Origin of the sequence: Companilactobacillus furfuricola (assembly GCF_003946325.1) — a bacterium.
In the GTDB taxonomy this organism is placed as follows: domain Bacteria; phylum Bacillota; class Bacilli; order Lactobacillales; family Lactobacillaceae; genus Companilactobacillus; species Companilactobacillus furfuricola.
In genome coordinates, this window is the sequence record NZ_RHNT01000017.1 from 1 (window position 1) to 14,879 (window position 14,879).

At 38.0% G+C, this 14,879-nt stretch carries 16 protein-coding genes; 4 read left to right on the forward strand and 12 right to left on the reverse strand.

Annotated elements, in window-relative coordinates:
* Nucleotides 1–455: 455 nt before the first annotated feature.
* Complete coding sequence (locus tag EKM78_RS06305) at nucleotides 456–1,094, forward strand: Ltp family lipoprotein (RefSeq protein WP_245994814.1); 639 nt, start codon at nucleotides 456–458, stop codon at nucleotides 1,092–1,094.
* A gap of 236 nt (nucleotides 1,095–1,330) precedes the next feature.
* Nucleotides 1,331–1,834, forward strand: a complete 504-nt coding sequence (locus EKM78_RS06310) for an Ltp family lipoprotein (protein WP_125770490.1) — start codon at nucleotides 1,331–1,333, stop codon at nucleotides 1,832–1,834.
* A 65-nt stretch (nucleotides 1,835–1,899) separates the two neighbouring features.
* Here EKM78_RS06310 and EKM78_RS06315 read toward each other — a convergent pair whose 3' ends face one another.
* Complete coding sequence (locus EKM78_RS06315; protein ID WP_125770492.1) at nucleotides 1,900–2,421, reverse strand: hypothetical protein; 522 nt, start codon at nucleotides 2,419–2,421, stop codon at nucleotides 1,900–1,902.
* A 297-nt stretch (nucleotides 2,422–2,718) separates the two neighbouring features.
* Nucleotides 2,719–3,114 (reverse strand): hypothetical protein, encoded by a 396-nt coding sequence (locus tag EKM78_RS06320; RefSeq protein ID WP_125770494.1) that lies wholly within the window; start codon nucleotides 3,112–3,114, stop codon nucleotides 2,719–2,721.
* A gap of 173 nt (nucleotides 3,115–3,287) precedes the next feature.
* Here EKM78_RS06320 and EKM78_RS06325 point away from each other — a divergent pair, with 173 nt between their 5' ends.
* Nucleotides 3,288–3,986 (forward strand): Bax inhibitor-1 family protein, encoded by a 699-nt coding sequence (locus tag EKM78_RS06325; RefSeq protein ID WP_125770496.1) that lies wholly within the window; start codon nucleotides 3,288–3,290, stop codon nucleotides 3,984–3,986.
* A 56-nt stretch (nucleotides 3,987–4,042) separates the two neighbouring features.
* Here the strand turns inward: EKM78_RS06325 and EKM78_RS06330 are convergent, their stop codons facing one another.
* From EKM78_RS06330 to EKM78_RS06355, 6 genes are all read right to left on the reverse strand, one after another.
* Nucleotides 4,043–4,351, reverse strand: a complete 309-nt coding sequence (locus EKM78_RS06330) for a thioredoxin family protein (protein WP_125770498.1) — start codon at nucleotides 4,349–4,351, stop codon at nucleotides 4,043–4,045.
* A gap of 74 nt (nucleotides 4,352–4,425) precedes the next feature.
* On the reverse strand, nucleotides 4,426–5,205 hold the full coding sequence (locus tag EKM78_RS06335; RefSeq protein WP_125770500.1) for a hypothetical protein: 780 nt from the start codon (nucleotides 5,203–5,205) through the stop codon (nucleotides 4,426–4,428).
* 139 nt (nucleotides 5,206–5,344) lie between these two features.
* On the reverse strand, nucleotides 5,345–6,799 hold the full coding sequence (locus tag EKM78_RS06340) for a glycoside hydrolase family 1 protein (protein WP_125770502.1): 1,455 nt from the start codon (nucleotides 6,797–6,799) through the stop codon (nucleotides 5,345–5,347).
* A 2-nt stretch (nucleotides 6,800–6,801) separates the two neighbouring features.
* Complete coding sequence (locus EKM78_RS06345; protein ID WP_245994821.1) at nucleotides 6,802–8,025, reverse strand: PTS sugar transporter subunit IIC; 1,224 nt, start codon at nucleotides 8,023–8,025, stop codon at nucleotides 6,802–6,804.
* Nucleotides 8,026–8,047: 22 nt separating this feature from the next.
* Nucleotides 8,048–8,377 carry a PTS lactose/cellobiose transporter subunit IIA gene (locus EKM78_RS06350; RefSeq protein WP_125770506.1) on the reverse strand — a complete coding sequence of 110 codons (330 nt, stop codon included), beginning with the start codon at nucleotides 8,375–8,377 and terminating at the stop codon, nucleotides 8,048–8,050.
* Nucleotide 8,378: 1 nt separating this feature from the next.
* Nucleotides 8,379–8,690 (reverse strand): PTS sugar transporter subunit IIB, encoded by a 312-nt coding sequence (locus tag EKM78_RS06355; RefSeq protein WP_125770508.1) that lies wholly within the window; start codon nucleotides 8,688–8,690, stop codon nucleotides 8,379–8,381.
* Between the two features lie 152 nt (nucleotides 8,691–8,842).
* On the opposite strand from EKM78_RS06355, the gene EKM78_RS06360 reads away from it, so the two are divergent.
* A complete protein-coding gene (locus tag EKM78_RS06360; protein WP_125770510.1) occupies nucleotides 8,843–9,082 on the forward strand; it encodes a hypothetical protein in 240 nt (79 codons plus the stop codon).
* A 159-nt stretch (nucleotides 9,083–9,241) separates the two neighbouring features.
* Here the strand turns inward: EKM78_RS06360 and EKM78_RS06365 are convergent, their stop codons facing one another.
* The 4 genes from EKM78_RS06365 to EKM78_RS06380 form a co-directional block, all read right to left on the reverse strand.
* Nucleotides 9,242–10,471 carry a zinc-ribbon domain-containing protein gene (locus EKM78_RS06365; protein WP_125770512.1) on the reverse strand — a complete coding sequence of 410 codons (1,230 nt, stop codon included), beginning with the start codon at nucleotides 10,469–10,471 and terminating at the stop codon, nucleotides 9,242–9,244.
* Nucleotides 10,472–10,480: 9 nt separating this feature from the next.
* A complete protein-coding gene (locus EKM78_RS06370; protein ID WP_164507222.1) occupies nucleotides 10,481–11,218 on the reverse strand; it encodes an SGNH/GDSL hydrolase family protein in 738 nt (245 codons plus the stop codon).
* A gap of 45 nt (nucleotides 11,219–11,263) precedes the next feature.
* Nucleotides 11,264–12,124, reverse strand: a complete 861-nt coding sequence (locus tag EKM78_RS06375; protein ID WP_164507223.1) for a zinc ribbon domain-containing protein — start codon at nucleotides 12,122–12,124, stop codon at nucleotides 11,264–11,266.
* A gap of 203 nt (nucleotides 12,125–12,327) precedes the next feature.
* Nucleotides 12,328–14,859, reverse strand: a complete 2,532-nt coding sequence (locus EKM78_RS06380; RefSeq protein ID WP_125770518.1) for a M1 family metallopeptidase — start codon at nucleotides 14,857–14,859, stop codon at nucleotides 12,328–12,330.
* Between the last annotated feature and the right edge of the window lie 20 nt (nucleotides 14,860–14,879).

Below are 14,879 nucleotides of genomic sequence, written 5' to 3' on the forward strand. Positions count from 1 at the left end.
GTTAATGAACCGCCGTATACGGAACCGTACGTACGGTGGTGTGAGAGGTCGGTAGCCTAGCTACCTCCTACTCGATCTACTGAACCCATATAGCACCCCGCCCCTCCACCTAGATAGTGTATATATTCCCCCTCTTTTTTTAGTTTTACCGACTTTTGTTTATTAAATTGGCACTTTTGGTGCTTCCTATTTCTTACTTGTCTATCTCAGTTTCTTTGTTTATTGAGAAGGTCAAGGGCATGGATAAAATAGGGAAATTCTTTCCCTATTTTTTTTGATTGCTTTGCGTTATATTTATAGTTTTTACGATTTATAGTTTCTGTTATTTATTTTAATTTTTTTATTATTGTTATTCTGTCAATTGGGATAAATTCTTGGCCCTTATTTTGATTTCTTTTTTCTGATTTTTTTCTATAAACTAGTTAGATTGAAATTTTTTTAAGGGGATTATAATTATGGGGAAAATGTTTGATAGATTTTCGGTTTTGAAAAAATGGTGGTTTTGGACTTTGCCTGTTGTTGGGGCTTTGTTGATCGGGATGAGTGTGCGAGATCATATTTCTGATGAAATCGATCCTGCTGTTAAGGAGGGTCGTGTTTCTAAATCTCGTCCTAAAGCTGAAAAAGCTGTTGCTGAGAAGCATTCTAAGAAAAAAATTGTGGACGATGAGGATCGATCTGCTGATTCTGTTAAGTCTGACTACTCTGAAGAAGCTGAGGATTTGACGGAATCAACTGAGTCTGTTTCTTCTCCTGCTTCAGAAGCTGTTAGTTCAACGCCTTCTACTCCGGCTGTTCCTAGTGATTTTTATAAGGCTTTGGAGGATGCTCGTTCTTATTCATCCTTGTTACATATGTCACTCCAAGGTATCTATGACCAATTGATCTCTGAATATGGTGAGGATCACTCGGCTGCCGCTGCTCAATATGCTATTGATAATTTGCAAGCTGATTACAATTACAATGCATTACAGTCTGCTCGTTCTTATCAAGAAATGGGCATGACTCCCGAAGAGATCCGCGAGCAATTAATTTCTAGTTATGGTGAAGGATTTACTGAAGCTGAAGCTAATTATGCAGTATCTTATTTATAGATTTGAAAAAATCGCCCGACAATCGTTAGAGTCCTCTAAACATTGTTGGGCGATTTTTCGTTATGGAAAGTGCCTCCATTATCTCGATCTCTCTTTTTTACAAAAAATTAATTTAAAATTCTTTCATTCTATTTAATAGATCTACTCAAAAATTGAAGCTAAATAAATTGAATCATTCTGTATCGTTAAATGATTGATTTCATTTCAATGAATAATAATTTTTGGGGGATAATTAAATGAAAAATCAAGATAATAAGAAGAAAAGATTTTTTCAGAGATGGTGGTTTTGGGTTTTAGTTGCTGTTGTTATTTTTAGTGTTGGAGCTTCTTTTGGAGGTTCTAGTTCTGATGAGTCGAAAACTGCCGGACAATCTGAAAAAAGAGTCGATGGCACTAACGCTTTTACTAAGGAGCATAAGCCAGAAAATGACGTTCCTAAGGAATATGAATCGGCGCTTAAGTCAGCTAAGACTTACTCATCTTTCATGCACATGTCAAAAATGGGCATCCATGATCAATTGACTTCGGAATACGGTGGTAAATTTACTGAAGAAGCTGCTAATTACGCGCTGGAAAATTTGGATGCTGATTACAATAAGAATGCCTTGTCCAAAGCTAAGACATATCAGGATGATATGGCAATGTCACCCGAGGCGATTCATGATCAATTAACTTCTGAATATGGTGAAAAATTCACGCCTGAAGAAGCTGATTACGCCATTGCACACTTACCAAAATAACAAAAAATCTTCAAAACTCAATTGAGCTTTGAAGATTTTTTTGTTTGTAATGCTTCTTTTCTTGTTTATTGGATCGGTGCTAAATTGATGGACCCATCGACGTGATCCATATCGAATTTGTATTTGTAATCGCGTTTTGTTTCGCTGTCACGGAAACAAATGCTGTAATCACTCTTCGACGACTTCAAAATATAGTAAAAATTAGGACGGATCCTCATTAATGTCACTGTTTCGCCTGGTTTAACGAATAATGAATTTTTTGCTTCTTCAGTATACCAGCCGGTCTTCATTGGATGACCTTCTTTATTTTTCATCGACTTGCTGATCCAATTATCATTAATATACGGTTGATGGATATTTCTCTTCAAATTTGCGATTTCATCACCAGAGTTGACGCAAATCACTTTGTATCCCTTACCTTTTTCAGAAATGCCATCACCTTCACCGTTGTTAACGACTTCAAAACTTAGGTGCGGTTTCTTTTTACTATTTTCCTTCGATAACTTCCAAGACATATATGCCATGACAAACGCTGCAATAGCAACGATTGCCTGAGTCAAATCTGCGATACTTCCCCATACACTCATTACATTCACCTCTAAAATATAAATATATTTATATTTTAGTATACCTTTGTTTTTCCCGTGTCTTTATATTTCAATGAACTTGCTGGTTTTAGACTGGTAAATTACAAGATCTGGTGGATTTGTTAGCCTTAGGCCTTCTGATATGTTGATTTGAGTAGCTTCGCCAAATGGTTACCCGACACCTGGAGGTGTCCGATAAGTTGCTCTAAGTGGCTTCGCCACAAAGAGCAACTAAAAAAAAGCACGCCTAATTGGCGTGCCGTAATACTGATCACATGTCCGGTAGCAAGACTTGTGCTATTGGTTCATATAATTAGTACTGTTCATTCTGAGACAGTTACTTAAAAAATCATTTTGTTGCAGTTGATAATTACCCTGACGGATCAAATAGCATGGTCCTTGGAATGGTTGAGTTTGATCGTTTGTTGCTTGGTTCATTCTTTGTTGCTTTGCTTGATATTGATATCCTTGGCCCATTCTTTGTTGATTGGCTTGATATCTGTATCCTTGACCCATTCCTCTTCTTTGTTGGTTGCCGTTGTTCATTTTTGGTCCAGTGCCATCACAGCGGCTTGAACGATTGGCCATTCCTGATCCATCGCATGGCTGCGCTGATGCAGTTGCTGGAGATAGTTGAATTGCCCCTACTGCTAAAAGCGAGCTGCAAAATATGCTGTAAAAGAGTTTTTTCATGACAAGCCCTCCTATGCAACTTTGTTAGCTACCAACTTAATTATATCTATTATCAAATGATAAATCATCTTATTTTTTAGAGTTTACTTAAATATTGATATTAGTCAATCACAATTAATGTTACCCAAGCTAAAATTTGTTATACTATTCAGTACAAAAAAGAGGAGGATTTTATGCAAACTATAGATCAAACTAAAGCCACTGGCGTGGCGCGTTTCACTTCTCTAGTGTACTTGTACACTGGACTAGGAGTTGCATTTTGGATGCTTGCTGCCAATGCTATGGCTCGAAGTGCAGCATTCTCAAACATGGTTATGTCAGGAATGAGCAAGCACCCATTCATTTTCTCCATCGCTATTTTGGCAGTATCGATGGGCTTCATAACTATGGCAAGTCGTGCTGCAACTAAATCATACTTATTAACCTTTATCAGTTACGTATTTTTCTTAGCTGCCTTAGCAATTTTCGGTTTACCGATTTTCTACTTGTATTCAGCTAAGTCGATCATCCAAACTTTGACGGTGACATCAGTTATCTTCATCGTCGCTTCAGTCACTGGATTCGTAACGAAGAAGGACTTAACTTCTTGGGGTAGAACTTTGATGATCGGACTAGTTTCCGTTATCGCCGTATCATTGATCAATATCTTGTTATTCAAGAGTTCAATGGTCGCTTTATTAGTAAACATCGCCGTGGTCATCGTTTTCTTGTTCTACATTGCCTTTGATGCTCAAAACATCAAACGTATTTATGCTCAAGCACAAGCTTCAGAAAATCTAGGTGCCATTGCCCTAGTTGCTTCGATCAGTTTAGTATTAGACTTCATCAACATTTTCATCAGTCTCTTATCTATTTTTGGCGACAGCAACTAAGATACTTTTTAAAAAGCCGTGATGCAAACAATTTCGTTTGTACCACGGCTTTTCTTTTACAAATAATATTTCAAAATATTGTCTAACTGATCAGCATCTAAAAATCCAGCGACAGCATAAACGGCCGTGCCATCCTTTTCTACCACTAAAGATGGGGCAGAATATACATCGTATTGCGAAATGATGTCTGTATTTCTGTCAGCATTCATTTGGTAAAACTTAGCGGCCGCAAATTTCTCAGCAGCTTTTTCCAAAATCGGTTGTTGCGTATAACATTGAGCACACCAATCGTTATTAAAACTGATCACACTAACGCCTGTTTGATTACGAACTGCGTAATTTTCGCTCGTCAATTGTTCTAACATAATATCACCCTAATTCATCGAATGACCATATTGTAACAATCGAACATCGATTTGATAAAAAATTTGATTGCCGCCTACGAATCCAAAACATCAGAGATCCAGTGTCCAAATTCGTCAGCTTGATGGATCTGCTGATTGAGCACCACTTCGATCGGGATCAATTTCGGATATTCCATCAATATCTTGACTTTAAACCCTGAACCCTCTGGCTTAAATTGGTAGCGGATCGCCCCAACGATCGTCCGGTTAGACAAACGCATCGTCCCGGCAATTTGAATCGGATAATCTTGACTAGCTTCCGATTGAACTCCTTGCATGTCATTATAGTGAATAAAATAATGTTGTGGGACGACCGTACCACCACTGATCTCAACGACCTCTTGGACATTTTCCCCAGCTTGACGAAAAATGAAGTGATCTGGTGAAGCATCTAAATTTAAACGCATATTGATGTCAGTATTGACCTGCATAATGTGCCAGATCTTGTCAGCAATTTCTTGAGCTGATAAATCACTTTCGGGGACATAAATCTCAGTCGTACTAAAGCGTCTCTTTCCAACCGACATCTTTTCGGCCACCATCAAGCCCATATTGCCTAGGTCATACTTCGACTTCAAAGCCTCACGTAGTTTATCTGGTTCGATCGTCATTTTGACCCGAGTGATCTCATCATCGAGTGCCTTCAAATTCTTCGTCTTGATCCACTGGGCAACTTCATCTTGAAAATGAATCCCATAAACATTCGTCAAAACCTTGTGAGCCCGGACCAAACGTTTAAATTCCCACTGCAAAATTTTCTCAAAAGAGATCTCTTTATTATCAATTGTAAAAATCATTCGATCAGTCTTAAGCATGAACCCATCCCCCATGAAATCACAATCATTACAATTATTATTTAAGCACTAACTAGTCATGACGTAGCATCATTTACTCAAATTTTACCAAAAAAACTGCCCTACAGTGAAAATATTGGCAGTTTTTTCATAACATTGTTTATATTTGACTTCCGTTAGCACGGATCAGCTGTTGATACCAATAGAAACTATCTTTCTTATACCGCTTGCGACTCCCTTTGCCATAGTCATCGATATCTACGTAGATCAGACCGTATCGTTTGGACATTTGTTGAGACGAACAACTTACGATGTCGATTGGTCCCCACATGCAATATCCAAAAATATTGGCACCGTCATAAATAGCTCGGCCAACTTGTTCAATATGATTTGCTAAATAATCGGAACGATACTCATCGTGGATCTTTCCATTTTCCAATTTGTCATAGTTGCCGAAACCATTTTCAGCGATCAATATTGGCTTTTGATATCGATCCCAATACTGAGACAAAGTATTGTATAACCCTTGCGGATCGATATTCCATCCCCACGGATTAGTTTCTAAATAAGGGTTCTTTGACACAGAATTGGGATTGAATTCATTCTTGGTAGAATCGACCATTTGGGAAAAATAATAAGATATCCCCATAAAATCTAACGTATTATCCTTCAATAATTGTTTATCTTCTGAAGTTATCTCAATATTCAATTCATGCTCTGAAAAATAATTGAGCACAAATTGTGGATACTCACCGCGAAATGCTACATCAGTAAAAAAGTATTGCATTCGATTGTGCCACATTGCTAATACTACATCTTCCGTTTTGCAAGTTTGGGGAAAGGCAGTTCCATCAGCCACCATCGTACCCATTTGTAATTCTTTGAGTGGTAATGATTTAGCATATTCTTGTATTTTGGCACAAGCTACTAGTTGATGATGCACCGCTTGATACATCGCTGCTTCAGTATTCTCATATTGATCGCTAGCGATCCCTAAAGATAAGTACGGTTCCACTTGGATCATGTTGATCTGATTGATCAAAAGCCAATATTTAACTTTACTACCGAATCTATTCAATAAGACCTTGCCATATTTAACAAACATAGGGATCAATTCTTTATTAGTCCAGCCCCCATATTTCAAAGTCAGATTAATTGGCATTTCATAATGAAGCATCGTAATAATTGGCTCGATCCCTAGTGAGATCATCTTATCGATCATTTTTTCATAATGTCTGAGAGCTTGTTCATTAGGTGTTTGATCATCTCCATTAGGAAATACTCTGGACCAATCAATTGAAGTGCGAAATGCTTTCAATCCAGCTTCCGCCAACAATTCCAAGTCTGCTTCAAACGTATGGTAAAAATCGATCCCATGTCGTTTTGGATAATAATCGATATCATCAACTAAATTCTTTTGGATCTCTTCTAGAGACATCCCTTCTTGTTCCAGTCTTTGGATTTCTTCATTAGTAATGTTTTTTCGAAAAGGTTGGACATCTGAGAGATTAGGTCGCTTTCCGTCGATCTCGAATGCTCCGTCTGCTTGGCTATCTGCTTGAGCACCAGACCACAAGAAATCCTTTGGAAAATATGGATACTTATTATTTCTCATAATTATTCCTCTTCTAGTTGTTGATCTTGTTCGATTGCTTGCCGATCGTAAATTTTAAAGAATGGATAGTAAATCACCCATGAAATTGTAAATAATAATAGTACAAACACAACTCCCATAATGGATTTAGTTACAACCCACCCCATAATCGGACTCGGAGTATACCAGAGCTGGAAAGGTGCCTGCGGGATCGGCACAAGATTTGTTTTCATAGTTACCCAGAGCAATATTGGCGCAACTAATGTATTGATCCACATGGGGATCATTAATATCGGATTAAATGCCACCGGTGCTCCAAAAACTAACGGTTCATTGATATTAAAAATTGAAGGGATCAGTGAAGCTTTACCGATCACACGCAATCTTTCTGATTTAGCCAAAAATGCCATCATGATACAAAGTGACAATGTAACTCCCCCACCACCGATCAGAGTCAGAGCAACGGCTTCGACTGTAAAAACATTACTTGCTTGATGACCAGCAGAAACAGCCGCCTGATTTTGAGCAATAGCCGGCAATTCGATGGCATACATAATCGGCGTTAACACCCAAGTGGAAATTCCGAATGAGTATAAGAAACCAAATGACAAGAAGGTTAATATCAACAACCCCCAAAAACTTTGTCCCAGTGCTGTCAAAGGACTGAAGAATTGATTGATCACATTAGCTAGATCGATTTTCAATTGAAAGGTGAATAGCCAGCCAACTAACAGGATGGCAATAATTGGAAAAATAGTATTAAACCAAACAGCCACAAAATCTGGCATTGTTGAATCTTCCTTAACTAACTTGAATTTACAAAAAAGATTCATCGCCATTCCTACAAAAATACCGGAAACAAGTGCTGCAATCATCCCCGCAGTTCCTAAAGAATTCAGATCAAAAGTAATCGTTCCCGCTTTCGAATTGATCTTTGGAAAAACGAGCATCAAGAAAAATGCGATCCCAGCCAAGCCAGCTTGAGTAGAAACTGCTTGATGCTTTTTGTGCTTCATAACTGCTTCAGGAATCAAATACGATAAGAATAGTGAAAATAGTCCCAGTGAGAAAGTATTCAATAACGAAAAATCTGGAAAAGTTGGGACATATTCTTTGATCAGTCCCAAAACTGTTGCAAAAGAACCTATCAAGATTAACGGCATACCCGCTAAAATAGCTTGTTGGATCGAATCGACCCATGGGTTCTTAGCAATTTTATTAACTCGAGGTGCAAAGCTTTCAGTCATCCAATTCATAAATGAGTTCAATCTAGTTCTCCCCTAATCTTCTATAAAGTTTGATCATCTCTTTAACTAAGTTTTGTTCAGTCTTAACTGACATCAAAGTATCCTGAGCATGGCTAAATAATGTTGAATATGGGATATCGATCCCTTCAGCTTCCAATTGCAAAGTATGCGTTTGTGCTTTATGTGAAAGCACTAATTCAGCATTTGCCTGCTCCATACATGCGTCAGCTTTATCAAATTCATTCTCGGATGCCAAATCGACAGCCTTGAATATTCTTTCACGAGCATTTCCCGCATGTAATATTACTTGCATGGAAACACTGGCTAAATCATCCCTATTAAAATCTGACATATTACTTACCTAATTCCTTCTCTACGAATGTGACCAAGGCTTTACCATCAAGCATTCCATAAATACGTTGCGGGATGGCATCACAGATGACATTGTTTTTTTCTGCGATTTCTTGAATATCAGCAAGCATATACTTCAAATGTGGTGCCACTAAAAGCACATCGACTTCGGGAAGAAGATCCTCTACTTCTGACTCGCTTTTTGCTGTAAAGTTCAAATCAATTCCCAGTTTCTTTGTCGCCTTTCTTGCAGCAGCAGCCATGAAACCTGATGATGCTCCAGCGCCACAAGTTAGTAATACGTTCTTTGTCATTTAAAACACCTCCAAAATAAATAAACTCACCACAATATAATATCAGGGTTTTCTTATGATAACCATAGGTTTTTCTTATACAAAAAATATACATTTTACGTATAGTAAAATATTAACGTCATGTTGCTATTGGGATTTCTGCGGAGAAAGTAATGAAATTCCAACTAAAAGATTTAAAAAGCAAAAAAGCTATCACGATCATTGTTGTCGTAATAGCTCTAATTGCAAGATTTACCATTTATCATAAGCACGAAGAACAAAACTTTTTGAAAGACTTCAAAGTAACATTTAGTGGCAATACCGAATACGGTGAAGCTAACGTATCTGATACAGTATGGTTATCGACATATAAGAAGATAGCAAAGAAGGACACAATCGATATAAATATTTAAAAAAAGAGCATTTTCCAATTGTTGCGCTGGTCTCTGTCAAGTTGACATTTGAAATAATATAAAATTGAATACTTCTTAAATGGCTATACTCCTGTATTCTGCAGGGGTATGGCCATTTATTGTTTCTGATCTATCTATTTCCCTTTTTTATTAATAATTCTAATCTTTGATCCAACCCTGGCCATATTTGTCAGAATACAATTCTGAACCATCATAATCATAAGTTTCGGTGATCGATCCACCACCATTTTGGTAGTAAGTAATTGAAACTTCATCACCGTTTTGTGTCATTGAATAAGTCCCTGACTTACTACCTAATGTGTAGGTTCCGTCTGAATTCAATGTTAAATCAGGACTGCCGTGATAAGTTCCATACATTGAATTTGCTGAAGATCCACTTGGTTTTTTAGCCGGAATCGCGTTTGCGTGGTTACTTGAATCATCAACGTTTGCATTTGATACAAAACTAGATGCATGTGAGAGATAGTCAGAAGTCGGCTCATCGTCATGTGATTTTTCCTTGACCAATAATTGTGTCGTATCGTCTTTTTTTATTGGAGTGATGTTTACTTGCTCCGACTTAGAATTATCTGAACCTTTGACTTTCAAATCGTAGACCCCAGGGGTCAAGTCTGCTATCCGGTATTCACCTGAGGCTTTTGTAGCAGCAATGCTTTTCCCATTAATGAAAAAAGCTGGGTTTTCGATATTTGTATTGATGAATAATATTTTAGGCGTAACTTTCACCTTATATTTATCAAATAATCCAAAATACTTCCCTGCCGTGGTAACAGTGAAAACATCTTTGGTACTGTTATCAGTGATCTCTTTTTCGATATTCTTTGTAGCGTCTGGACTAGCCAAATAGAGACGTTTCAAAGCATCGATTTGTTTAGCAGACAAAGGTTTACCATCCGAATCAACTAGTGCTGACTTCATTTTTGAGGTCGTTCCACTTGTTACTTCATCCCGCAAGGCCGACACTTGACTGGCTTTACTATAATGTTTCGAACCGGCATAGTAACCTCCAACTATGATCAAAACTAAAAGTAATCCGGCTATTATTGGTGCTCGCTTGCTTTTACGTTTTGGATAAGTTTGTTCAGCAGGGATTGTCGGCTGTTCAATGCCTGATTTTCCAGAATCATTCATTGATGCATCGGCTTGAATCCCCGACGTCTGAGATTCTTTACTCATGTTAAAATTTATCGGCTCACTGGCATTACCTTGTGATTCATTTGTGTGGATATCTTCTGACAACGCACCGTTTTCAACAGCTTTTTCTTGTTCTGCCAAAAACTTTTTAACATTGAATCCACATTCTCCACAAAAAGCTTCACCTTCTGCGATTTTATTTCCACAATTTGGGCAAAAAATTGTCGATTCCATAACATCCCCCTAATTAGCTTTAGTTTCTTCCACAGTTTTTATCAACAAGTCAGCAATTGCTTGATGACCTGATTGATTCGGATGGAATTCATCTTTTTGAATATTGTATACACTACTAATGCCGAGATCGTTCTTAGTGACATTAGGATTATTCTTCCAAATAGTTGATAGATCCACTACTGGCACTTGATATTTCTGACCTATTTCTTTGATCTTTTGGTCATAGACTTGGTCATTAGTGATGTATTTGCCATTACTTGGCGACCAGCATGTCATCAATATTATCTCTGCCTTAGTTTGGTGCTTTAACTCTGAAATCACGGAATTTAAATTAGTCACAAAGTTATTCACATTCACGGGATCGACACCATAAGCTGCATCGTTGGTCCCAAATTCAACGGTCACGATATCCGGATGTTTGGCAATGACTTCTTGAACATGGTCAATTCCAAAATTAGTCACCGTTTTTCCCACAGAACTCGTATTAGATTCCACTACTTGTTTGTCTGTTTTATCCTCTAACGATTTGGTAAACAATGTGGAAAATCTGGTATTCTGATTATCCGAAAATAACCCTACTGATAGCGAATCACCAAGTGCGTAATACTGAAGTTGCTTCTTAGAAGATTTTTTAAAGGTCTCTAAGATTGTCTTTGGCTTCGATTTCGGTTGGCTAGCTTTGATCTTTGTGGCCGCTGCAGGCTTATTCGACTTTTCAGTCGTTGCTGGTTTATTACTGCACCCCACTGCAAATAGTAATAATAGGCAAACTATCCATTTTGACCTCATCGATTAAAACCAAGCATCTGAAAAACGACTAATGGCACTCTTGATCATCTCGCCATATTTATTGGCAAACTCATTCAACATGAAATTAACAACGAACCAGAGAACCAAATGACTACCAATCAAAGCAATCATAGCAACGTAAATTCGGTTGAGTCTCATTTTGGCTTGATCGATGATAATCGATGCAATGAACGCCACTGACCAAGCTGCCCCACCGATTACCACGGTAAAAAATAGAACTTTTATAATATTTTCAAAATTTTCCGTCGTAAAATTGGCTGGTAATAATACAACCATTAATAATGCAAAAATTGCCTCGACGAATAACAAAACATTGCTATATCTAGCTAAGGTATTAGTGTAATTAAAGAAATTAACTTTTGGATCAGCGAAAAACTTTTTGGTGAAGAAACCTACCGCTAAATATACGACATAGAAAAAAGCCACAGTAGCAAATAATTTCATGAACAATGGGAATCCCGTTGTAATATTTAACCCGAATCCTTTCGTAATTGAATCAGTAAACTCATTACCTTGAAGTGCTTGCTGTATCTTTGATAAAACGCCATTTTCAATATGGAATACTCCAAAAGAGATCAGTAAAATATGGATCAAAAATGAAATTAGTCCGAAATATTGAGTATCATCTTTATCGATAGTTGGATCAAAAACACTTTGCTTGAGCCAAGCAAAGTAATTGGCTGAATGTTGCTTAAAGGCAGTGACAGTTGGATTGTTGTTAATCATCGTAGCCGTTGCCGTAGTTGTATTCATGGATGCAGCAGTATTGACCGCTTGTCCACATTTAGTACAAAATTTTGTCCCTGTAGCCAATGGCGCACCACAATTCGTGCAAGTATTCATGAAAGGTTCCCCTACAAAAATATTCATTAATTAATAGCTTTATAAGGGTATGGTATCAGTAAAATCTAATTAATAACATTAGTGACACATTTTTATTATGAGAAATAATATTTTACACAAATAAAAAAATGCCAGACAGAATCGTCTGACATTTCTCATTATATTTATTGAAAACGAGTTCCTAGTGAAAGCTCCTTACTCAATTATAGAGCAGCTTTAATTGCCTCATTAACATCTTTCTTTTCATCCTCGATCAAGTTTACACGAGTTTCGATAATGCTGATATCCATCGTGATCTCACGTGTTAATCCTGGTGTATTGATCTTAGGCTCAAAGAATTCTTTGAATTCCTTGAGTCTTTCAGGAGTTCTGAAGACACTAGCGGTTACAGTTATGAATGTAGCAAATTCCATATCTCCACCAACGGTTGCTTCAAGCCAGTCCCAATCATTTCTGATCCAATCCCAAGCTGCTTGTTCACCAACAGGATTGTCGAGTACGCCACGGAACCAAGCACGTAAGTCTTGAGGCTTGATGGTTTGAGCATTTTCAAATTCACCGATCAACTTCTTGATCATTTCAGAATCTTTAGTACTTGTAATAGCCACGTTCAAGTCTGATTTGTAACTTGGATCAGTCGTTGTCTTGTATTCGTTCAACAAGCTGTCGACTAATTCTTGGCTACCGTAATTCTTGACTTCATTTCTGATAACGAAGATCCGGACATCGGCTGGCAAGGCATCGAGGTTATTTTTATTTTCGTCAAAAAGCTTGTGTGCCTTAGCCATTGCACTGTCGTTTTCAGCATATAAAGCAGCATTCAAGATAGTTGGACGAGTAAGTTGATCATCGATGGATTCACCATCTTTTGGCGTCCAATCTAAGCGAGCATATTGCTTTTCACTCAATTGACCATACAACTTCTTCAAAGCTTTTTCTTCATCGGTATTAGGCGTGATGAATTTGCGCAAGTTGTAAGCTATACGATAAATGGCAGAATTTACTACGGTTGAGCGATGGTCGCTGAAGTGTTTCAAATATGGAACAACGTCCGCATAAGAAATTTGACGTGCCTCAGCTAATAGACGTAAGTCTTGCAAAATAGCCATTTGTGAGATGGCATCGACGTCGTCTAAATTGTCTAGAATGTCTTTCATCAAAGTGTCGTCATATTTAACGATAAAGTGCGAGTTGTTGCCGACATTAAGACGGAATGGTTTGCCATTTTCTTTGCGCAATGTTTGATAATCGCCTAAAGTAATTTCTTTGTCGCCAAAAATCGTAGGGGCCACATCGTAATTGCTATTTAATGGGATCTTCCATTGACGTCCCTCATCTTTGCCGGCACCAATGAAGAATTGTTGTTGTGACAAGGTCAACTTGCCGTCAACGATTTTGGCATTGACGATGGGATATCCTGGTTGTTCCAACCAAGTATTCATGATTGAAGCAACGTCCATACCAGCAGCGTCACCAACAGCATTCCACAAATCTGCACCTTTGGCATTATTGTACTTGTGAGCAGCAAAGTAGTTCTTCAAACCTGCACGTAATGCTTTGTCGCCAACGAGTGCTCTCATCATAACGAGCATTCTAGCACCTTTGGCATAAACGATAGCTGAATCGAAGATCGAATCGATCTCAGCTGGATTTTCAACATTAACGTGAACTGATTGAACACCGTCTGTAGCATCACGTTGCAAAGCTGCAGGAACATCAGAAGTTTGGAACAATTCCCAAACGTTCCAGTCTGGTTCGATAGCATCGATAGCCACGTATTCCATCATGTTGGCAAAACTTTCGTTCAACCAGAGATCATCCCACCAATTCATAGTAACGAGATCACCGAACCATTGGTGAGCTAACTCATGAGAAATAACAGTCGCAACTAATTGCTTAGTATCAAGAGCTGTATTGTCAGGATCGATCAATAAGTATGCTTCACGATAAGTCACCAGACCCCAGTTCTCCATTGCACCAGCTGAAAAATCAGGTAAAGCCAATTGCCATGAATGTGGTAGTGGATAAGGCGTTTGATAAAAGTCTTCATAAAATTCGATCGAACGCTTAGCAATATCTAAAGCAAAATCGAGTTCTTTAGGTTGATTAGCTTTAGTTGAGAAGACACCAACTTTAACACCACTTTTAGTAGTTGTCTCTTTACCTTGCAAGTCACCAAAGGCAAAGGCGATCAAATAAGTCGACATTCTAACCGTCGTGTCAAAATAGTGAACGCCGTTTTCTTCGCGGACCTCAGGCATATTAGCTAAAATAGTCTCGCCTGGTTTTTCATCGAATTTGATAGCCAAGTCAAATTTTGCCTTAGCAGCAGGTTCATCAACACATGGAAAAGCTTGACGAGCAAAAGTAGTTTCAAATTGCGTACCAACTAATTCCTTCTTTTCGCCATTAACCTCATAATATGAAGGATAAATTCCCATCATAGAATCAGTCAAAGGTGCCTTATAGGTAATAGCCAAAGTCATCTCGCCCATCTCAGGCACATCGATCTTGATCGATTCAGTCTTATTATCAACTGTAAAGGCAACATCAGAATCGTTAACCTTAACAGCTTCAATATCCATATTCTTCTGATGGATATAAACCGGTTTCGTATGTGCCACACCAGTAATAGTAGATTTACCACTGATCTCCTTCGTACCACGGTTTACATCGATGTAAACATCGTAATGTGAAGGTTCAAAAGTTTCCAAAAAACGTGTAATTTGTGCCATAAACGCCTCCGTATTTATTG

Coding starts and splice junctions, on each gene's coding strand:
- EKM78_RS06310 (WP_125770490.1), top strand. CDS start 1,331: ATGAAAAATCAAGATAATAAGAAGAAAAGATTTTTTCAGAGATGGTGG.
- EKM78_RS06360 (WP_125770510.1), top strand. CDS start 8,843: ATGAAATTCCAACTAAAAGATTTAAAAAGCAAAAAAGCTATCACGATC.
- EKM78_RS06350 (WP_125770506.1), bottom strand. CDS start 8,377: ATGTCAGATTTTAATAGGGATGATTTAGCCAGTGTTTCCATGCAAGTA.
- EKM78_RS06305 (WP_245994814.1), top strand. CDS start 456: ATGGGGAAAATGTTTGATAGATTTTCGGTTTTGAAAAAATGGTGGTTT.
- EKM78_RS06315 (WP_125770492.1), bottom strand. CDS start 2,421: ATGAGTGTATGGGGAAGTATCGCAGATTTGACTCAGGCAATCGTTGCT.
- EKM78_RS06365 (WP_125770512.1), bottom strand. CDS start 10,471: ATGGAATCGACAATTTTTTGCCCAAATTGTGGAAATAAAATCGCAGAA.
- EKM78_RS06330 (WP_125770498.1), bottom strand. CDS start 4,351: ATGTTAGAACAATTGACGAGCGAAAATTACGCAGTTCGTAATCAAACA.
- EKM78_RS06345 (WP_245994821.1), bottom strand. CDS start 8,025: ATGACTGAAAGCTTTGCACCTCGAGTTAATAAAATTGCTAAGAACCCA.
- EKM78_RS06375 (WP_164507223.1), bottom strand. CDS start 12,124: ATGAATACTTGCACGAATTGTGGTGCGCCATTGGCTACAGGGACAAAA.
- EKM78_RS06355 (WP_125770508.1), bottom strand. CDS start 8,690: ATGACAAAGAACGTATTACTAACTTGTGGCGCTGGAGCATCATCAGGT.
- EKM78_RS06320 (WP_125770494.1), bottom strand. CDS start 3,114: ATGAAAAAACTCTTTTACAGCATATTTTGCAGCTCGCTTTTAGCAGTA.
- EKM78_RS06325 (WP_125770496.1), top strand. CDS start 3,288: ATGCAAACTATAGATCAAACTAAAGCCACTGGCGTGGCGCGTTTCACT.
- EKM78_RS06340 (WP_125770502.1), bottom strand. CDS start 6,799: ATGAGAAATAATAAGTATCCATATTTTCCAAAGGATTTCTTGTGGTCT.
- EKM78_RS06380 (WP_125770518.1), bottom strand. CDS start 14,859: ATGGCACAAATTACACGTTTTTTGGAAACTTTTGAACCTTCACATTAC.
- EKM78_RS06335 (WP_125770500.1), bottom strand. CDS start 5,205: ATGCTTAAGACTGATCGAATGATTTTTACAATTGATAATAAAGAGATC.